This window comes from Arthrobacter sp. efr-133-TYG-120, assembly GCF_030209785.1.
GTDB lineage: Bacteria > Actinomycetota > Actinomycetes > Actinomycetales > Micrococcaceae > Arthrobacter.
Genome location: NZ_JARVRI010000039.1, coordinates 47,734 through 67,824, shown reverse-complemented (window position 1 = coordinate 67,824; position 20,091 = coordinate 47,734). Strand labels below are relative to the sequence as shown.

Annotated in this window: 17 protein-coding genes and 1 pseudogene; 14 read left to right on the top strand and 4 right to left on the bottom strand. The window is 63.5% G+C overall.

Going from position 1 to position 20,091, the window contains the following annotated elements; genetic code table 11:
* Positions 1 to 147 precede the first annotated feature (147 nt).
* Positions 148 to 1,641, top strand: coding sequence for a glycoside hydrolase family 32 protein (locus tag QRN51_RS20740; RefSeq protein ID WP_284991710.1), 1,494 nt, complete (start codon positions 148 to 150; stop codon positions 1,639 to 1,641).
* 144 nt (positions 1,642 to 1,785) lie between these two features.
* Positions 1,786 to 2,204: pseudogene (locus tag QRN51_RS20735) on the top strand (alpha/beta fold hydrolase); the annotation flags it as partial.
* An 18-nt stretch (positions 2,205 to 2,222) separates the two neighbouring features.
* Here QRN51_RS20735 and QRN51_RS20730 read toward each other — a convergent pair.
* The gene (locus QRN51_RS20730) at positions 2,223 to 4,022 is read right to left on the bottom strand and encodes a hypothetical protein (RefSeq protein WP_284991709.1); all 1,800 of its coding nucleotides are present in this window, start codon (positions 4,020 to 4,022) and stop codon (positions 2,223 to 2,225) included.
* Positions 4,023 to 4,923: 901 nt separating this feature from the next.
* Entirely contained in the window at positions 4,924 to 5,064 is a 141-nt protein-coding gene (locus QRN51_RS20725; protein ID WP_284991708.1) for a hypothetical protein, read from the bottom strand.
* A 367-nt stretch (positions 5,065 to 5,431) separates the two neighbouring features.
* Here QRN51_RS20725 and QRN51_RS20720 point away from each other — a divergent pair, with 367 nt between their 5' ends.
* From QRN51_RS20720 to QRN51_RS20705, 4 genes are all read left to right on the top strand, one after another.
* Positions 5,432 to 6,043, top strand: coding sequence for a helix-turn-helix transcriptional regulator (locus tag QRN51_RS20720; RefSeq protein WP_284991707.1), 612 nt, complete (start codon positions 5,432 to 5,434; stop codon positions 6,041 to 6,043).
* 81 nt (positions 6,044 to 6,124) lie between these two features.
* Positions 6,125 to 6,580, top strand: coding sequence for a hypothetical protein (locus QRN51_RS20715; RefSeq protein WP_284991706.1), 456 nt, complete (start codon positions 6,125 to 6,127; stop codon positions 6,578 to 6,580).
* 516 nt (positions 6,581 to 7,096) lie between these two features.
* Positions 7,097 to 8,155: an LLM class flavin-dependent oxidoreductase gene (locus tag QRN51_RS20710; RefSeq protein ID WP_284991705.1), complete on the top strand. Its 1,059-nt coding sequence runs from the start codon at positions 7,097 to 7,099 to the stop codon at positions 8,153 to 8,155.
* Between the two features lie 686 nt (positions 8,156 to 8,841).
* Complete coding sequence (locus QRN51_RS20705; protein ID WP_284991704.1) at positions 8,842 to 10,305, top strand: MGDG synthase family glycosyltransferase; 1,464 nt, start codon at positions 8,842 to 8,844, stop codon at positions 10,303 to 10,305.
* Positions 10,306 to 10,331: 26 nt separating this feature from the next.
* On the opposite strand, the gene QRN51_RS20700 is transcribed toward QRN51_RS20705, so the two are convergent.
* A complete protein-coding gene (locus tag QRN51_RS20700) occupies positions 10,332 to 12,587 on the bottom strand; it encodes a beta-glucosidase family protein (protein ID WP_284991703.1) in 2,256 nt (751 codons plus the stop codon).
* Positions 12,588 to 12,857: 270 nt separating this feature from the next.
* Between QRN51_RS20700 and QRN51_RS20695 the strand changes: the two genes are divergently transcribed.
* The 8 genes from QRN51_RS20695 (at position 12,858) to QRN51_RS20660 (ending at position 18,807) form a co-directional block, all read left to right on the top strand.
* On the top strand, positions 12,858 to 13,121 hold the full coding sequence (locus tag QRN51_RS20695) for a hypothetical protein (protein WP_284991702.1): 264 nt from the start codon (positions 12,858 to 12,860) through the stop codon (positions 13,119 to 13,121).
* Between the two features lie 31 nt (positions 13,122 to 13,152).
* A complete protein-coding gene (locus tag QRN51_RS20690; RefSeq protein ID WP_350225010.1) occupies positions 13,153 to 13,491 on the top strand; it encodes a LapA family protein in 339 nt (112 codons plus the stop codon).
* Positions 13,492 to 13,697: 206 nt separating this feature from the next.
* Positions 13,698 to 13,892, top strand: coding sequence for a hypothetical protein (locus QRN51_RS20685; RefSeq protein ID WP_284991701.1), 195 nt, complete (start codon positions 13,698 to 13,700; stop codon positions 13,890 to 13,892).
* 600 nt (positions 13,893 to 14,492) lie between these two features.
* Positions 14,493 to 14,873 carry an oxidoreductase gene (locus QRN51_RS20680; RefSeq protein ID WP_284991700.1) on the top strand — a complete coding sequence of 127 codons (381 nt, stop codon included), beginning with the start codon at positions 14,493 to 14,495 and terminating at the stop codon, positions 14,871 to 14,873.
* Positions 14,874 to 15,119: 246 nt separating this feature from the next.
* Positions 15,120 to 15,833: an SDR family oxidoreductase gene (locus QRN51_RS20675; RefSeq protein WP_284991699.1), complete on the top strand. Its 714-nt coding sequence runs from the start codon at positions 15,120 to 15,122 to the stop codon at positions 15,831 to 15,833.
* 187 nt (positions 15,834 to 16,020) lie between these two features.
* Positions 16,021 to 17,019, top strand: coding sequence for an NADP-dependent oxidoreductase (locus QRN51_RS20670; protein WP_059389036.1), 999 nt, complete (start codon positions 16,021 to 16,023; stop codon positions 17,017 to 17,019).
* 48 nt (positions 17,020 to 17,067) lie between these two features.
* Positions 17,068 to 17,934 (top strand): alpha/beta fold hydrolase, encoded by an 867-nt coding sequence (locus QRN51_RS20665; protein ID WP_059389037.1) that lies wholly within the window; start codon positions 17,068 to 17,070, stop codon positions 17,932 to 17,934.
* A 270-nt stretch (positions 17,935 to 18,204) separates the two neighbouring features.
* On the top strand, positions 18,205 to 18,807 hold the full coding sequence (locus QRN51_RS20660; protein ID WP_284991698.1) for a TetR/AcrR family transcriptional regulator: 603 nt from the start codon (positions 18,205 to 18,207) through the stop codon (positions 18,805 to 18,807).
* A 255-nt stretch (positions 18,808 to 19,062) separates the two neighbouring features.
* Here the strand turns inward: QRN51_RS20660 and QRN51_RS20655 are convergent, their stop codons facing one another.
* Positions 19,063 to 19,953, bottom strand: a complete 891-nt coding sequence (locus QRN51_RS20655) for an NAD-dependent epimerase/dehydratase family protein (RefSeq protein ID WP_284991697.1) — start codon at positions 19,951 to 19,953, stop codon at positions 19,063 to 19,065.
* Positions 19,954 to 20,091: the final 138 nt, after the last annotated feature.

Below are 20,091 nucleotides of genomic sequence, written 5' to 3'. Positions count from 1 at the left end.
GCCGCGAAGCGGACGCACGACCTATACACGAGCAACTGCTAACACCAGCATCCGTCCAGCCGGCGAACAGCGCCCCGTGCCGTTCGCCGGCTGGATGGCCGCACCCACCCTTCCTCAGGAAGACGAAATGAAATGAGACTTTGATTCATGACCGCGGTAACCGCGCCCACACGTGAGGCTTTCCGGCCGGCGATGCATTACGCCAGCAAGGACACCTGGCTCAATGACCCCAACGGCCTCATCTACTACGAGGGTAATTACCACCTCTACTACCAGAACAACCCCTTTGGGAATGTCTGGGGAAACATGTCCTGGGGGCACGCCACCTCCACCAACCTCATGACGTGGACAGAGCAACCCGTCGCTATTGCCTGCGACGATTACGAGGACATCTTCTCCGGCAGCGTCGTTTACGACCAGCACAACACCAGCGGACTCGGCGACGGAACTGTTGCACCCCTGGTCGCCATCTACACAAGTGCCTACAAGGAGAACTCACGGCACGCCGGGATCCAGGCCCAGTCACTCGCGTGGAGCACGGACGGTGGCTACACCTGGTCCAAGTACCACGGAAACCCGGTCCTGAACCGCAATTCCGCGAACTTCCGCGACCCGAAGGTGTTCCGCTACAACGGCCCGGCCGGCGCCTATTGGGTAATGGTCGCTGTCGAGGCACTGGATTTCACGGTCGTGATGTACCGTTCCGATGACCTGAAGAGCTGGGACTACCTCAGCAGTTTCGGGCCGGCCAACGCTACTGGCGGAGTCTGGGAATGTCCTGACCTGTTTCCTCTGCCACTTGACGGGAACGAGGACCTGATCCGATGGGTCCTGACCGTTAACCTCAATCCCGGCGGCCCAAACGGAGGATCTGCGGGACAGTACTTCGTTGGCGAATTCGACGGCGTGACGTTCAGGTCCGAAACCACGGTCACTGAAGGCGACCAGGATCCGGCGCGCCTGACCGAGTATCACTGGCTCGACTGGGGCCGGGACTACTACGCTGCCGTTTCCTTCAGCAACGTTCCGGACGGTCGCCGGCTCATGATGGCCTGGATGAACAACTGGCAGTACGGCAACGACATTCCAACCTCCCCGTGGCGAAGCCCCATGTCGCTTGTACGCGAGGTCTCGCTGGTCACCTCTGAAGGGACACCGCACCTCACCCAGCAGGCAGTGATTGACCCCGCAGCGCTTACCCGCACAGTTGCCTACACAGAGCTCGACGTCGATGGCATCCGTTCCGTGGCAGGCGGGGGCGCCGTGCAACTCATCGAGATAACCTTTGTGCCCGGTTCCGCAGATGAATTTGGCCTCGTGATCCGCGGCAACGGCAACGAAGGTACAAGGATCGGCATCCGTCCGGGTGACGGCAGACTGCTCGTGGATCGAACGGTCTCGGGCAACACCGCGTTCCACGGCGCCTTTTCATCGATCGACACCGCGCCCCTGCGTGCCATGGATGGAGCGTATAGCCTGCGCATTTTCGTTGATCACTGCTCTGTGGAGATCTTCGCCCAAGACGGAGAAGTCACCCTCACCGAGCTGATCTTCCCAGACCCCTCCGGCACCGGCGTGTCGCTGTACACCACCGGAGGAACCGCAAAGGTCGCTTCGCTCAGGCTCACCACCCTCGCCTGACCATGGCTACCCAACCGCCGGATGGTTTCAAACCCACCCAATCAACGCAACGGGTGGACGACGGCGACGCAGCTTGCGGGCCAGGGGACGCGCCTGAAATAGAGAGTCCCCTGGCGCGCGTGGGTTTGAACGCCTTGCCGCTGCCGTGTCACCAAGGCAGCGTTCCTGGCATCCCTTGAACCATTCGTCCTGCAGACCGAAGACAACCCCACCGGCTGTCCCTCATCGGTATTCGACGGCATCCGAAGCGCTGCTATCGAGGACCGCTACGCCTGGTTCACCAACTTCTACTGAGACTTCTTCAACACGGACAATTTCCTCGCCACCCGCCTCAGCGAAGAGGCGCTGCGTAACGCATGGAACGTGGCCGGCGGCTCGTCCTGGTACGCCTCCTTCGCCGCCCTCGATTCATGGCTGACGGACTTCCGCACCGACGTCGAACAGGTCAACGTCCGGCCCTGATCGTTCACGGCACGGACGACCGCATCCTGCCCATCGACTCGACCGGACGCGAGTTCACCAAGCGCCTCCCGTCCGCCGAGTATGTGGAGATCCAAGACGCACTGAACTACGACAAGGAACTACCTGGAATTCCCCGCACGGCGGCCCCTTGCCGTCCCCAGAACGCCAACTCCAGCAGCAACCAGGATCAAGATCCCGCCGAACACGTACGGAACCCAGTTGATGTCATCGGAAACTTTGGACACGTCCGCCGCTACTACCGCAGCGTGGTCGGGCTTCGGCGTGACAGTAGGCATAGGGGTCGCCCTCGCAGGAGTCGGACCGGTCAAGGTCTGATCGGGAACCTTTGGGACTTCGAACGGTGCCACGACGGCGGAATCCGCTTCCGTCCGTGTCGCGGGGGTCAGGCTGGTGAACGCCAACGGCTTCGGAGTCACTACCGCTACCGGCTGGACCGGTGCCGGAGACACGGGTTCCGAGGTGACAGGAGGATAAACCGGGATGATCGGAACTGCCGATTCCACGATGAACGTGGCCTGGATGACATCACCGTTTGTGGTCCTCAGCGTCAGCGTATACGTTCCAGGGCTATTCACCCGATAAGCATTCTCACTATTGTGCGTACCGAACGTGCCATCTCGCTCTGCCATGGTTCGGAAGACACCGACGTTGGGGATGGTGATCACTAGGAGCGCGTCGGGATCGAAGCCGCTGCCGGTGAGCCGTACATAGCCTCCTGCGGTCACCACCGGGGTCACTGTAATCACTGGCGTGACCCTAGGCACCACCGTGATGACGGTGCTGGAGACCCGCTTGCCGTCTTCCGAGGTAGCCGTGATAGTACGAGGACCGGTCGGCGCATTGAAAGGCATCCATGGCGTGAACGCGAACATACCATCCGGTCCCACGAATTGAGTGGCGATGACGGCTCTGTTCATGTCGACGGTGACCATCTCACCTGGTCTGTAATCGGAGACCGTGATAGTGAACGGTTCCCCTTGTTGCACCTCGGCCTGAGCAAAGGTGACGGGGTGGAAGACATACCCCGTCACGGTAGCGGTGGCGGAGAGAACGCTGGAGCCTGCGTACGCCTTGATGCTGTGATCACCGACGGGAGTATCGCGTGAGGTCCCGATATCTACAGCGAGCTTGCCGTCGGCATCGGTGTAGATGGTCTCCTTCCGTACATCATCCATGAAGAGCGATACCTGGGCATTCGGCCGGAAGCCGCTGCCGGTGACCACAATCGGTGCGATCTGCTCCGCCGGAGCGATGGGGTCCAGCTTGGCATTCGGGTGGACGTTGTCGATGATGGTGACCGTGGTGCTCGCGAAGGTGTTGTAGACACCGGTTGCGGTGATAGTCACCGTGACTCCGACCTGGAGCCACGTTCCACCATCGACCGGAATGGAGGCCGTTAAGGCGCCGCTGGCATCGGAGGTCACCACCGTCCCGGGGAAGGATGGTGATGCTGTCACTACCACCTGGGAGTTCGGCACGAAGCCGGTTCCATTGACGATGATCTTGTCGTTGTTGGCGACTGCCGATACCGTCGGACTGAGCGACGGCATATATGCGTCGACCGTGGAGGTGACCGTCTTGGTGGTGCTCCGATCGGTAAGAGGGTCCGTGACCGATGAACTCAGCGAGGATGGAAGCGGGTTCGAGGCGGCAGCCTTGATGGAAGCCACAGGAGCAGCAACAGGTGCAAGCTTCGCCGGCGTCGGCGTGGGAGCAGTCTGGGGCGTAACAGCGGCACCAGACTTGACCGCCGCCGAAGTGGTCGGAACGGGAGTCGGGGCCGCGATTGTGGTCCCCTGAGCCGGGGTTGGAGCAGGCACCCCGGCAGCCACCGCCGCTGGCGCGGCGATCATGCCGGGCACGACGAGTGCAGCCCCAGCCACGACACCCAAGGTCACGCGTCGAAAGCTCCTCGTCTGATTCACCAAAGAACTGACAGGGCTGGCAACAATTATTCTCAATTTTCCCCCAATATCCACGAAGCCCAAAAACTGTCCATGTACGAATTCAAAACGGGCAACAGACCGATTCATTGAGAATCGTATCGGGACGCCGTCGGTCACGGTACGAATCCCGTTGTTCGCGCAACATCTCGTCCGTCGTGTCTCGGTTTCGGAGCACACCCTGCTGCCCCGGGATCCGCCCGGAGCCGGCGAGCTGATGATCCATTATCGGCGAGTGGTTCGGCCGCCAGAACGACTATGGCAGTCTAAACCCCGTCGTAATACAGGGTTTGGCCAGGGAAACAGATAGCGACAACAGTTGGGGCACGTCGTCCTGAACGGTAGATAAAAGTAGATGTCCGGCTAAATTCGTATGAGTTGACTGGAACGAATTCGAGCGCTTTCAACACTCGAACCCGCAATAGGTGAAACTCTGTCAACAGGCAGGGGCCAAAAGCCCCTGATCTGCGAAAACACTGTGCCCAAGCTGGGACTCGAACCGGCTTCCAACCCGCAAAAAAGACTGGGAAGTCCGGAAAATATTCTGAGTACGGTCCGAACCGGCACCGACATAGCCGAGTCCGACGGCAAGAGTGCGCACATAGTGCACACGCGATTTTCCGGCTTTGGGCCCGCTTCCCGGCCACGATCGAGTTACTCAAACATACGGGTACGGGTTGCCGCCTCAGGCGATCTGGATCCGTTCGTCGCCGAGTTCAACCTCCGCACGAAGCCGGCAACCGACCGCATCAGCATATTTCCGCAGTGTGCCGAACATGGCGCGCTCGATGTCACAGTGTTGGACACAGGACAACACCCTGTTCTGGCTGACGCACAGTCGCGTAGCCAACTCGACCTACGTCAGGTCCGATGCCTCAGGGAGCCTCTGAAGCCGATACGCCCGGACCTGATCAAGCAGCTGGTTCTTATGGGCTTCCACCATTTCGCGGTCAACAGGCCTCTTGTCCAAGAATTCCTCCAATGAATTCGCCACCACGATGCCTCCTTTCCGCATCCCGTTCCTGAATCGGGCCGAGCCGCGAGCTCAGGCGCCCCCAAGGCGCTTCAACAACCCCGCATCGTGGCGCAGCACAAAGTCCAAGCCAGCACTGACATCAGGACCAGAGCCGCGACGAGAGTCCAAATCGGCCCCTTGGCTGACAACGTCCGGTGTGGAGGCGTGGGCCTCGTCAGCCGACTGACCCGCCCGACGGACGCTGTCTTCTGGAAGAGGCCGGTTCATACCCACGCCCGATCGTACCAACGCATCAAGGAACACAGTTCGTTGACGGACAAGTTCAACCGGCCATTGCTGACACCATTCGGTGACATAATGAAATGGTGAAGGAGGACGTTTGACGAACATGACCAGCATCGACACACCGGCGGCGGCCGGTTCGATCATCCGCGCCCGGCGCCAGGAACGAGGGCTTTCACAACAGTCGCTCGCAGAGGCAAGTGGTGTTTCACGGAAGTTCATCGTTGACCTCGAAGCCGGTCACGAACGCGCCGAACTCGGCAAGACCATGGCCGTCCTCCACACACTCGGGCTCTCGCTAACCGCCTCCGACCCTATGCCCCGCGGCAGCGACTACGACCCGGCACGGCGGGACTACGCCGAAACTTTCACACAGCTGATCGGCTCGGGGGACTTCGAATTCGCCATCAAAATGCTCGCCGACTACGCCACCGCCTCCCTCAAAGCCGGACGGCCGCTCCTCCAACGCAGCCCCCGACTCAAGGACCCGCACTGGTCCGCCGCCCTGGCAGGGATCACCAACTACACCGCACACCGGCTCGGGCAACCCGCCCCGTCCTGGACCAAACGCGTCAAAGCACTCAAAGAGGCGTGGATGCCGGCCGAGTCCTACCGACACGTCCGGGAACCCATGAAACAACTCACCATGTCCGAAACACCCGCCGAACTCGCCGCCCTGAACGTCTTCATCCGCGAACGCAGCCTGGCCACCGCATGAGCGGCGGAGAACTCACCGCCGATCAAATCCGTGCCCTCCTCCACGAACTCGGCCGGCGCCTGCAAGCCCAAGGTGTCCACGGTGACATCAAACTCGTCGGCGGGCGCCGCACTCATCCTCCAAGGAATCGGCAACCGCCCCACCGCCGACATCGACGCCAGCTACGCCGACCCCACCACCGTCAACGCGATCGTCACGGAAATGGCAGCTGAATACGATCTTGCACCGGATTGGCTCAATTCCAACGCAGCTGCCTTCGTCCCCGACAACGCCGCCTGGGTGACCCTGGAACAAACCGACGGACTCACGATCCAGGCGGCGGACACCGTAACGCTCCTAGCCATGAAAATCGCCGCCGAACGCGACAAAGACACCCTCGACATCGCCCGCCTCCTTCGCCGGCTCAACATCACCAACCCCGACGACGCCATCGACCTCGGCGACCACTCCATCCCCCTGGCCGCAGGCCGGGACAACTACCTCATAGTCGTCGACGACGCCCTCGACGCAGCCGCAACCCTCGAGCCCAACGATTAATCTCCCAGACCAGCCCTCCAGAAAGCGTCTCAACCCGGCCCGCGTTTGGATAACCATCGCAGACATCGAGGCGAGCAGTCGCCTGAGCCCGCTTAGCGGGCGGAAACCCTTTCTGCCAAGAAGACACCCCTGACACAAGCCGTACAGAGGGCTGTGCTGAGACCTTCTCGGCCGGCATGATCTTCCCGCCTCCCGGACTATGTGCTCGTTGACGAGCACATAACATGCCTGCGAATTCCGGCTGGCGAGTTCCGTTCCCGGACAACCGTCGCCCATCCGCAAGTTCCACGAGTTGTTGCATCCTGCATTCACGAATCATGACCGGCTGGTTTCGTCCGGAGACGCTTATCGGGCACCCCTGTGGAGGGAGCTCCATCTCCGGCAGGCGTTCGATGCCGGCAACGTGGCACTGCTCACCTCAGCCGACACGAAGGGTAACCTCCCGCCATTGTCAGAAGAACCTGCAGGTTCCGGCGCATATTCTGAGATCAGCCGTATCCGCTCCTGAAGGAAGCCATGCCCGACACCTCACGTCCCTTACGCAAACTTGGATTCCTCACTATCGGCCTGTTCGATCCAGCGGATCCCGCCTCGGGCCACGAATCCACTTTGCAGATCATCGAACTTGGCGAAGGCCTCGGATTCGACAGCGCGTGGCTGCGGCACCGTCATCTGCAGTTCGGAATCTCCTCCCCCATCGCGATGATGGCCGCCGCCAGCCAGCGCACCTCACGGATCGAGCTTGGAACCGCTGTAACCCCGCTGGGCTGGGAAAACCCCTTGCGCCTTGCCGAAGACCTGGCCACCGTGGATCTGCTCGCCGGGGGACGCATCAATCCGGGGCTGAGCGTGGGTGAACCGATGCACTACGACACACTGAAGCACGAGCTGTACCCGGATTCCTCCGAGTTAGAGGATTTCAGCTACGGGCGTCTGAACCGATTTGCCCGGCTGATCGCGGGGGAAAAGGTTCGGGACTTTTCCGGCAGGCAGGGTGTAGTCGAGGAATTCTCCAACCGCGTCGAGCCGCACTCTGCCGGGCTCCGGGATCGCCTTTGGTATGGGGCGGCCAGCAGGAAATCGGCCGTCTGGGCCGGGGCAAACGGCTTCAATCTGCTCTCCAGCAGCGTCATCTTTCCGGAAGCGGATCAGGAACCGGACTTTGCCCGAATCCAGCAGTCGCAGATTCGCGCCTTCCGTGAAGCCGCTGAAACGTCAGCCCAGGCGCACGGACAGGCCCGTGTGTCGCAGGGCCTGGTGGTCATCCCAACTGATTCGGCATCGCCGGGTCAGCGGGAGAAATACCAGCGGTATGTTGACGAACGAACTCCCCGCACACGGGCGCCACAGGGGGCAAGGGGCATGCTGTTCGCCGCGGATCTGATCGGTACCAGCGACGAGATCGCCGAGCAGCTATACGCACACGCAGGATTCCAGGAAGTCGACGAGGTGGCGTTTGCGCTGCCCTTCAGCTTCGACCACGAGGATTACATCCAGATCCTCACCGACATCGCCAGCAAGCTCGGTCCAGCCCTGGGATGGACTCCAGCTGAAGTCCGGCGCGACCCGCAGTAGGCGTCACGGCCTTCGATCGACCACACGTTGGGCAATCCTGGGCGGCTGTGCGCTGCCGAGTCGCGGTGCTCCCAGTCGTCAGAGCAGTCCCACGAGCGCGGCCTGACTCCCGCTCACACTGTTCTCGGGGTTGTGGATTCCTTGGCTGACAAGCGACAGTTCCAGAAAGGATGCAAGCGAAAATGACCGCCGTTGCAGTCCCTCCGCGCAAGAAATCGCCATCTCCCACTGCCCAAGGACGAAGACGACGCACAGGGGCGCACCGCAGGGTGGATATGAAACCACCCCTGCCCGACACCTGATCCCAAACACCGGCACCCCGCGCCGGATTTTATGCACTACGGACCCGAGGCAAGGCCTTGGACTCCGTATTGCATAGAGCACGCATCCGGTCAAAGAGGGCTGAAGGCCGTTAGCAGGCAGCCGTGGCCTGGACCAGTTCACCGCTTCCGCAGCCTCGACAGATGACATCTCCTCGGCCATCATCTGCCGGCACTGCCGCACCTTCGTCCCGCCCAGACCAAGCTTTTGATCCACTGATTGCAAAGTCGAAGCAGGGCAGGCCAGGCCGGATCAACGCATGGTGCCTGCCCGGGCTCGCTCAGGAGGTACCGGCCCGGCCCTTTGCATCACCGAGCACAGCCAGGCTCCGTCCGTGTGGTGATGCGGCCTGCTAGCCTCACTCCATGCGCAGAACATCGGCACGAGGCTCAGGCACTGCCAGAGGAGAGCGCGTACTGATCCTGTCCGCAGGGGTTGGATCAGGGCACAACAGCGCGGCCGCGGCGGTACACCAGGCATGTGCCTCGCGCACTGACATCGCCGAGGTGCAGGTGCTGGACGTGCTGCAGGTAAGTAGCGTGCTCTACCGCGCACTGCTGGGGAAGGGATACTTCGTCCTGGTCGAGGGCTTACCCTGGCTGGTCGAGTGGGGTTACGACATCAGCAACCCGCCCTTCCGGCGCCGCGGCCCAATCGACCCCTGGACACGAGTGAACGCCGGTCCGGTCATCAGTGCGATCAAGAGGTTCCGACCGACCGCGATCGTGTGCACGCACTTCCTGCCCGCCCAGCTGTTGGCGTCACTGCTCCTTCGCGGCGTGGTTGACGCGAAAACCGCTGTCGTGACGACGGACTATGACTTCCAGGGCCTGTGGCTCTCCGGTGCGTTCCACATGATCTTTGTAGCCAGGGAGGAAGGGAGGGTGGAGCTGACGGCGCTCGGCCTTCCTCCCGACCGAGTCGCGGCCGCGGGCATCCCGATCAGCAAGCCGGTCGGTCCCGCGCCCGTGCGCGATCGCAACAAGCCACCGATGCTGCTGATCTCGGCGGGTGCGACCGGCGGGGACTATGCGTTCTCCGTGGTGCGTCAGACGATGCATATGCGCTCGGAATTCACGGCCACGGTCGTGTGCGGAAACAACGACGTGCTGCGGCAGCGCATCGAGAAGCTGGTGGCGACCGCCGGTGACCGCTACCGCGTGCTCGGCTTCACCACGGAGATGCCGCAGCTGCTGGGCCGCGCGGACCTGTTTGTCGGCAAGCCGGGCGGGCTCTCAGCGTCGGAGTGCATGGCTGCGGGGCTGCCCATGGTGCTTGTAAACCCCATCCCGGGGCAGGAGGTTCGCAACGGCGACTACCTGATGGAGCAAGGGGCGGCCGTCCGCTGCAACAGCCCCGCAACGATCGGCTGGAAGATCGACGAGGTGCTGCGCGAGCCCGGCCGGCTGCAGCGGATGCAGGAGGCCGCGCGGAGAACCGGCCGCCCCGACGCCGCGGCGGACGTCCTGAGCGGCCTGCTGGGCGGGCCGTCACGTCCGCTGGTCGTGACCCGCGCTGCGCAAAGGACAGTTCTTGCCGCTAGCGAGCAGCGTTTCGTTGCCACCGATCTCACAGGGCCCTCGTCGCTGGTCCGCCTGGTTGACCGGGCGACGGACAGCACCGTAGCGCTGCTGCAAGCCGAGGAGCTTTCCGACCTGCAGAAACGGTACGCGACTCCGGACAGTGGCCTGGTGCTGCGGCGCGGCCAAGCGCCTCTTTTGCTCGGCTGGGAGGAACGGCGGTTGCTTCGCGCCCTGCTGCGGGGCGACACCGCGCTGCCCGTCCGCGCCGTGGGGCCATCGGCACCCTTTCGTCTCCCTCCCGGGTGACCGGTGGGACGCGCCCCATATCGACCTCAGATCGGCTGGCGGTCCGAGACGCCTTCCTGGTCAATCAGTGGCTCCGGGCGCCACAACGGTCCCGCGTCCGCCCAGCCGACCGGGCTGTGTTGGCCGGCGACCAGGCCCCAGTCCCCCGCCCGGGGCGACCAGCGCCGCGTGGACGGATCGCGCTGCAGGACCGGCCCCGCATCCAAGGCAACCCGCACCGTCCTCTCCGCGCCGGGCTGCAGCGTCACCTTTTGGAAGCCCAGGAGCTGAGCGACCGGTCTGCGGATGGATACATCGGCAGCGTAGACCTGAACGACGGTCGAGCCCTCACGGTCGCCCGTATTGGTTACAAGCACATCCGCATAGCCGCCTGTGTCGTCGAACCTGTGGTCTAGAAGCCGATGCTCGATCCTCGTGTAGCCCAGGCCGAATCCGAACGGGAAAGCGGGCGCTCGTCCCTCGCCGTCGAGCCGACGTTGACCCCACTTGTCGTCATAGACGACGGACTTCGCCGCGGGGTCGAACGATGGCAGATGCGCGGCGTCCGTTGGCAGCACAAACGGCAGCCGCCCGCCGGGTTCCTCACTGCCGGTCAGCACGCTCGCGAGGGCGCGGCCGCCTTCCATACCGCCATACCAGGCCAGGAGGAGTGCCGGCACCCGGCCTCGCCACGACTCCGTGAGGATCGCACTGCCGCTGATCAGCACGACGACGGTCCGGGGGTTTGCGGCCACGACCGCCTGGATGAGGCGCTCATCGCCGGGGCGCAGCTCAAGGGAGCTGCGGTCGCCGCCCCGGACGAAGCGCGACGCGAGGTGCGCGAGGCCGATGAGCACCCGACGGAGAGGGCCTGAGGCAAAGGCCCGACCGAGGACGCCCACGTCCACGCCGCCAGTAACGACGGACTCACCTTCGTCGTGCTGGTCCAGGCCGACGACGACGATCGCCGTCTCCGCGGCGGCTGCCAACGCGGCCGCGGCGCGCTCGTTCCGACCGGAGCTGGTCGTGATCCGCACCCCGGGAAGCGCCTCACGCAGCCCCTGCAGCGGCGAGACCGTAGAGGGAGGCCGAACGCGTGACGAGCCATGATCGCCGAGGTTCGCTCGTGCCGCGAGTCGTCCGATCACCGCAAGATGTCCGGTGGTGGGAGCCAAGGGCAGTAGCGGCGCCGCGCCCACGGTTTCGTTCTTCAGCAGTACGATCGACTCCGCGGCGACCCGGTGGGCGAGAGCCCGGTGCGCCGGGGAGGCGATGACGGCGCGGGTAGGGGCCTCCATCTCCCGGGCCGCGGCGTGCTGCACGCACGTGCGCAGGATCCGGCGTGCAGACTGCAGCACTGTCGCCCGGGCCAGGTCACCGTTACGCAGCGCGGCCGGCAGTTCACGGGCGCGCAGCAGTCGCAGCGGCATCTCTACGTCCATTCCTGCCTGGAGGCTGAGGAACGCGTCATGGGTGCCGAACACCCAGTCGCTCGTCACGAACCCGGAGAAGCCCCACTCCTGTCTCAACACGTCCGTGAGCAGGGCGCGATTGACGTCCATGTACTCGCCTCGCACCCGGTTGTAGGAACTCATTACAGAGTCCGCGCCGGCTTCCACGACCGCCCTGAAGTGGGGCAAGTACACCTCGTGCAGGGCGTGTTCGTCGACCGACACGTCGACCTCGAAGCGCTCGTTCTCCATCGAGTTGAGCGCGAAGTGCTTTACGCACGCCATCGCGTTCACGCGCACGCCCCGGGTGATGGCAGCTCCCATCCGGGCGGTCAGCACCGGATCCTCCCCGTAGCACTCCTGAGCCCGACCCCACGCGGGGTGGCGAAGCAGGTTTACGCACACGGACGCGGAGTAGTTTGCTCCCCGAGCCCTGGTCTCTAGACCGATCGCAAGCCCGACCCGTTCCTCCAGCGACGGATCCCAGGTCGCGGCCCGCGCAATTGTCACAGGGAAGGCGGTGGAGGCGCCGATCACGACGCCGCGACCACCGTCGCTGAAACGGATGCCCGGTATGCCCAACCGCGAGACCGCCCCGGCCACGAACGGCACCCTATTGAGCAGTATCGGGATGAGCGGGAGCAGCAGCCCGGGAGAGTCGCCGTCGAGCAGGCCGAGGATCTCCCCGTCCGTCATCAGATCGATCAGTAGCTCCGCGGCCTCATCCGCGTCCAGCTCGCCCGCCCGGACTGCCCTGACCGCCTCGCCGTAGGCGCTGCTCTCCGCCGACATCGTGTCCGTCAAAGCCAGCCATTGCGTTCGCGCTGCCCGTCGTCCCGCAGCAATCTTCATACACTAAAGCCCGCAGTAATCTTCATGCCTAAAGTCTGCACTCTGTGAGTCCGCGTTTGCGAAGCCGCCGGGAATCCCCTCGCTGGAGTCGCTTCCGACTCGCGCGGGGTTCCTCATCGCATCTCCATTAGCGGCGGCCAGTCGGTCAGCCTATACGACACTCCCCCTGTTACCTGTCTTTCAGCGTTCGCCGGGCGTACGCTGAACACGTCCCCGGTACCGGACCGGCCCGGGTCCTTTGCCTCCGGATTCAACCAGTAAGGGATCACCATGGAGATAAACCTCAGGGACCACTGGGACAGCCTCAGCCCCGAAACCCGGCAATGGCTCACCGAGAACCCCGGGTGCGTGGTTCTACCGCGCACGATCACGGAGACGATCCATCAGGAAACCGGAATCACCGCGGACTCGGACCAGCACGACCAGGCGCCGCTCTCCCCCGAAGACCTCGACTTCCTCCGGGCCCGGGCCGAAGAAACGCCCGCCCCGCCGGAGCACCGGTTCTTCGACACAATACAGCCCGGAGAAGGCTGAAGCTGAGCGTCAAAGGACAAAGGAGTCCTCCATGAATGCAGAACCACGGCCGGCAGCGGAGCCTTCCCATCCGCCCGCACCGGGCGCGGGCCAGCCGGCAGGACGCCGGCCGGTGCTCACGCGTGCCGGGATGGCCTGGACCGCCACCATCGCCGCCCTCGTGCTCCTGATCCTGCTCATCGCGTTCATCGTGCAGAACCAGGACGCCGCCAGGGTCAGGTTCTTCGGCCTGGACGGGACGATCTCCCTGGGCATTGCCCTGCTCATCGCCGCGGTCGGAGGCGGGGCCCTGGTTGCCGTAGCCGGTGCAGTACGCATCATCCAACTCAGATCACGCAACCGCCGCACACCGACGACGCCAGGGCCCTGACACCACACAGGCCCTACCCCATCCAGGGAGCCTACATTCAGGAACCCGTGCAGCCTGGCAGGCGTGCTCCAGGGGGCAAAGGTCGTGCTCAAGGCGCCGGCATCGTCGTCCATGCTCGGCCCAAACGGCCCAAACGGCCTGCGGCGCCACCTTCGGGCGCAGCTTTGGAACGTTCACATTCGGGGCTTGGCCGGGAATTGGCAGGGGTGACGGACGCAACAAGGCACCCCGCCGACTGCCCATCGGGAATTCCGAACATCAACCTGGGACATCTTCCATCGGACCTCTCGTCGAAGCAGATGTTTCTCGATAAGGATGGCGCTGCACTGCAAATCGGTGTCGCCGGTGGCCAGTCGCACGACAATGTCGAAGACATCGTCGTGCTGAAGCCGTGCCGGTAACCGTTGATCCGCAGCAGCAAGACCCTCAGAATCCACGCGATGCATTTGGTGCCGTCGATGATTAGGGGAAACCCGGTCAGGGACTCTAGCAGCGCCGCCTTCAGGGCCAGCTGGGAATAAGCTTCGGCGCCCATGACCGCCGTGGCGGGACGCACTAAGGCCAAGGCGAGCAGGTTGACGTCGCGCATCTGGAACCCATACTTCCTGTTGACCGTGCCGGACCTACTAAGACGGTGCATGAATGGCACCAGCACATCCGCGCCATCGATTCAAGGTAAGAGCGAGAACGATTTCATCCTGTTCGGTCGTGCCGCCCGATATCCCAAGCCCAACAAATTGCCCCCGGGCAGTTCAATCGGTCCGCCCTTCCCCGAACGACACAAGGTGGCCTCCCGAGCACGCTGTGAGGTTGTACAAGGCTTGTCCCGGTCGCATTCTCAGGGGAATATTATCTGAGCATACTCAGTTATGAGTGTAATCACTACCCCGTAGCCGCATCAGCAGGTCTTAGCGTCCACGGCGGCCGAACATCGGCTGGATGACGGTGATTGCTCTGAAACATCGAACGCAAAAGGACTAACCAATGACCCTTTCTTCACTGTGGCAACCGGGATCTACACCGCCGAGCATGTCGAGGGCTGGCGAAGCGTCACCGAAGCAGTTCACGCCCGGGGCGGGGCGGTGTTCATCCAGCTCATGCATGCGGGCCGCATGTCCCACCCGGACAACACTCCTCACCACCGTCAGCCCATGGCGCCCTCGGCGATCTCCGCAGATCAGAATATTTTAACGCCGACCGGACCCCAGAAGACGCCGTCACCGCGAGAGCTGAGCGCGGAGGATATCCAGGCCACCGTGGCTGACTTCCGCCTCGCGGCAGCTTCGGCCATCGCAGCCGGCGCCGACGGAGTTGAAATCCACGGCGCTAACGGGTACGGGGCCGACGGCGGCGCTCGCGGTCCGCTACGGACGCAACCGTGAGCAGATAGCCGACGACGTCGCGGCCGGCCTTGCGGACGTTGCCCCACTGGGCCGTTTCGCACTGGCCAATCCCGACATCGTTGAGCGTCTGCGCTCAAACGCCCCCCCTGAACGAGGTGGATCCCAGCACTCTCTACGGCGGCGGGGCGGCCGGGTACACCGACTACCCGGCCCTTGCCCACGCCTAATCCCGCAACCATCCACGCCGACCGGCGCGGACGGAAATCAACACAGAAAGTTCGTGAAATGCACTCACTCAATGGAGCAGTCGTCCTCGTCACCGGCGCAAACGGCGGCATTGGAACCCACTTCGTCCACGGCGCCCTCGCCCGCGGCGCCAGCAAGGTTTACGCCACCGCCCGCACCCCGCGCACCTGGGAGGACGAGCGCATCGTCCCCCTTACCCTCGACGTCACGGACCCGGAATCAATACGGGCCGCAGTCGAGGCTGCGGGCGATGTCACGGTGTTGATCAACAACGCCGGGGCCGGCGTTGCAACCCCTGGCATCCTTACCCACACCGACGCGGAAATCCGGAGCAACGTGGAGACGAACTTCCTTGGCCCGCTATTCCTCGCCCGCGCCTTCGCACCGATCCTGTCAGCGAAGGCCGAATCCGCAATCATCGACATCCACTCCGCCATGAGCTGGTACGCCGTCGGCGGCATCTACAGTGCCACCAAGGCCGCCCTCTGGTCGGCCACCAACTCACTGCGCCTGGAGCTCGCCCCCGAAGGGGTACACGTGGTGGGCGTCCACGTCGGCTACGTCGACACGGCAATGGCTGCGCATGCCACCGACCCGAAAATGGACCCGGCCGATCTGGTCACCACGGTATTGGATGCCCTCGAAGCCGGCGAGTACGAGGTCCTCGCCGACGAGACGTCCATCCAGCTCAAGGCCGGACTCAGCGCCCCCATCGAGGCGCTCTACCCCCAACTTGCGCGCAGCAAGTCCTAGAAACAGCAGCAGCGCCGTGGTGATGAATCCAACACGTCGCCACGGCGCTTTCCATTACCGCTTGACAATTAACTGAGTGCAGTCATAATTGATTGTAGTCACTTTAACCGGACGTCGCCCCACGACGAAGGTACTGTCGCCACCGGCGCCGACTACAAGAACATCCACCCAGAAGGAGCATCGCGGCATGCGGGCATTCGTGATCAACAAGTACAAGGAACCGCTGCGCGAAGCCGAGGTTGCTGAACCCGCCGTCGGCGAACGGGACGTGCTCGTGCAGGTGCAGGCTGCCGGCCTGAACCAGCTGGACGAGAAGATCCGCCTGGGTGAGTTCAAACAGATCCTTCCCTACAAGCTCCAGCTGATCCTCGGCAACGACCTCGCCGGCACCGTGCTGCGCGTCGGGGAAAGAGTGAAGAGGTTCAAGCCCGGCGATGAGGTCTACGCCCGCCCCAACCAGGACCGTATCGGCACATTTGCCGAACGTATTGCCGTCGCGGAGGAAGACCTTGCACTCAAGCCCGTCTCGGCCACCATGGAGGAGGCCGGTTCGCTGCCTCTCGTGGCTCTTACCGCGTGGCAGGCCCTCGTCGAGCAGGGCCAGGTGCAGCCAGGTCAGAAAGTACTCATTCATGCCGGCGCCGGCGGAGTCGGTTCCATCGCCATCCAGCTGGCCAAGCATCTCGGCGCGACCGTCGCAACCACAGCCAGCAGCTCCAACGCCGGGTTCCTGCGGGACCTCGGCGCTGACATCGTCATCGACTACCGCACCCAGGACTTCGAGCAGCTCCTGAGCGGATACGACCTGGTGCTGGACAGCCTCGGAGGCGAGAACCTGCAGAAATCACTGCGCATCCTCAAGCCCGGCGGGAAGGCGATAGGGATCGCCGGCCCGCCCGATCCGGCATTCGCCCGCAAAGCAGGCCTGAACCCCATACTGCGCCTGGCGATCACCGGGCTCAGCAGCAAGATCCGGAGGCAAGCCAGGAAGCTCGGCGTCAGCTATGAGTTCCTCTTCATGCGAGCCAGCGGCGACCAACTACGCCAGATCAGCGCCCTCGTTGACGCCGGCGTGCTGCGCCCCATCGTAGGGAAGGTCTTCACCTTCGGCCAGGCTCCGGAGGCACTGCAATCCCTGGCCGCAGGGGGCTTCCGGGGCAAAGCAGTGCTCACCCTCACCAACTGACCCGCCGCCAGCGACTCTTCACGCAAAGAATCCAGGAGAACACCCGTCATGGACAACACCGACGCCCCGAACGAACCAGTCATCACCTCGTACGCGAAGGCACCTGCCCGCACTGTCACCGCCGGAGGCGTCAGCTACGCCTACCGCGAGCTGGGGCCCAAGGGCGGCATCCCCGTCGTGTTCTTCGTGCATCTGGCAGCCACCCTTGATAACTGGGACCCCCGTATCATCGACCCCATTGCCAAGAACCGCCACGTCATTACCTTCGACCAGCCCGGCGTCGGCGCCTCCACCGGACGGGTTCCGGACAACATCGAGGCAATGGCCGACGACGCTTACACCTTCATCAAGGCCCTTGGGTTCGACAAGATAGACGTCTTCTCCTTCTCACTGGGCGGCATGATCGCCCAGGACCTTGCCCTCAAACATCCCGACCGTGTCCGCAAACTCGTCCTGACCGGAACCGGTCCGCGCGGGGGCAAAGACATCGACAAGGTCGTCGGCACCACCTACCGGGACATCCTCCGGGCAACCCTGACCCGGTCCGACCCCAAGGAATTCCTGTTCTTCAACCGCAACGCCACCGGCAAACCCGCTGCGAAAGCCTTCATCAAACGCCTGCAGGAGCGAACCATCGACCGCGACAAACCAATCAGCACCCGTGCATTCCAGACGCAGCTGAAGGCCATCCAGGCGTTCGGCCGCTCCGCCCCGTCGGACCTGTCCACCCTCACGCACCCCACTCTTATCGCCAACGGCGACAACGACCGCATGGTGCCCTCCGTGCTCTCCGAAGACCTGCACCGGCGCATCAAGGGATCCGAACTGATCATCTACCCCGACTCCGGCCACGGCGGCATCTTCCAGCACCACACCCGGTTCGCACCCGCCGTCGTCGAATTCCTCGCCCCCTGACCACCACCGCGCGCGACCAGAAGTCATCAATGGGCACCTCACCACCAACCACCGGACCACACCTGGAAAAGCACTTCACTTCTTCAGCCATCAGCTGAAGCCGGGGGCCTATGCCATCCATGCCTATGACGTTTAAGCAGCACTGACGTATGTCAAGCGTGGCGGGATCCTCCCCCACTACGAAGAGCAGGGGCGCTGACCGGAGGGCCGGTTTAGGCAGCGCCGGTATACTCATTATTGAGTCGAGTCAGTTTATCTCCGGAGGAACCCATGCCTGTCACGTCCCAGCCGCTCGGACGGCGCGAGCGGAACAAGCAGGAGAAGCTGGACCGCATTACCGCCGCAGCCAGTGAGCTGTTCGCCGAATACGGGGTCGAGGACGTCACCACCCAGCAGATCGCCGACAAGGCCGACATCGGCACCGGAACCCTATTCCTCTACGCCAAAACCAAGGGAGAACTCCTCCTCCTCGTTCAGAACGCCCACTACGCAGAAGCGCTCCAGCGGGGCCGGGCGGATGCTGAAAACACCCCGGATGCCCTGGGTGCGGTGATGGCCATCGTGCGGCCGATCGTGGAGTGCAACCGAACCCAGATCGACAACGGACGCTTCTACCTGCGGGAAATGGTCTTCGGCGACCCCACCGAGCCACAGCACAGCGCTGCTCTATCCATCGTTGCGCAAACCGAGGAAGCCATTGCCGCCATACTCGACAGGGACAAACCGGCCGGCACGGGTGACGCCGCGACGACTGCGCGCATTGTCTCCGCGATCATGTTTGTCAGCATGGCCGCAAGCGTAAACGCCGGATTGGAAACCGAAGCACTGGAGCGGGACATCAGGACACAAATCAGCCTGCTCATACCCCGCTGACGCGGCCGGCAAACTCGATCAGGACGGCAGCCACTCGTTACGTTTGCGGTCGGCGAGGCAAACCTCTGGCCTCTGGCCATAGCACCTTGGCACACGAATCGCCCTAAATCAGCAGCACTGGTCGGCGAAGCCCCTGCAGGAATGTCGGCGCCTTTGGGCGATGTCCACCTGCTCGGTGGTTAAGTTTCCGGCGGCAATGGCCGCCTGGACTTGCAAGGCCAGTGTGTCCGTGTACCACCCTCGACTGGATCACGTTCAGTAGTCGCTGGTTCGTGCTTCAACCTGATCGTCGCCGAGTCCGGTGACCTGATTGATCCACGCTCCGAAGTCACGGCTCGGCGCGTAGCCTGTCTCGGTCCAGCCGAGTTTGCTTGGCTTCACGGGGGGCGCTGAGATGTCCAGGCCGAACCGCTCGACGACGGACCGCGCCCCGGGGAAAAGACGGTCTGCGGTGCCGATTGGGTCAAGTTTCCACTCGGCCAGGTCTGCGGCCGGGACTGCGTCCGGATGAAGGGCATCCAACACCAGCCCGCCGTCGTTTGCTGCCACATAGTCCGTCGACAACACGATTGCGTCGAGCACGTCATTGCGATCTACGCGCTCGTAGAGCAGGCCGCGACCATAGTCACGGGCCCAGTCCGTCCAGGGCACCAGCGAAGCAGGGCGGACCGCAACATATGATATGCCGTGACACCTCCGGTGATAGTCCAAAAGCTGCTCGCCGATGACTTTCGTGAATCCGTAGACGTCGCTCGAGTCATGCCAAGCCTGCGAGGAAAGCCAGACCACTTTCCCCACGCCGGCGGCGACGGCCGCCTGCAGGGTGCGGAATGTGCCATTTACATTGAGGTCCCAGAATTCCGTTTCAGTGTGATCGGCGACGTGGATGCCGTGCAGGGCCGGCAGGTGCACGAGAATGTCGGCGTCGACCATCGCGGCGTGGAGGCCCTCTCCGGTCCGGACGTCCGCCGCGTCGAAGCGTGCTTCCGTAGCCAGGCCGTCGACGGGTTTAAGGTCGGACAGGGTCAACTGGTATCCAGCGGCTAGGAGTCGTGGGGCGAGGCCACGGCCGATGTTCCCGCCGGCACCGGTCATAACGACGCGCGTACCCCTTGGCGCGGTGGCGGCATGGTTTCCGTAATTCATTACGCTCCTTTCCGGAAGTCGGGACATGCTGGAGGGTTTCTCCGGCATGCCCTGATCCGGGTCTTCGGTAGGTTCGTTGCCCCGAGCACGCCTGGCTTGCCTCACGGGCGGCTAGATCGGGCCAGCACCGGCGTGTCT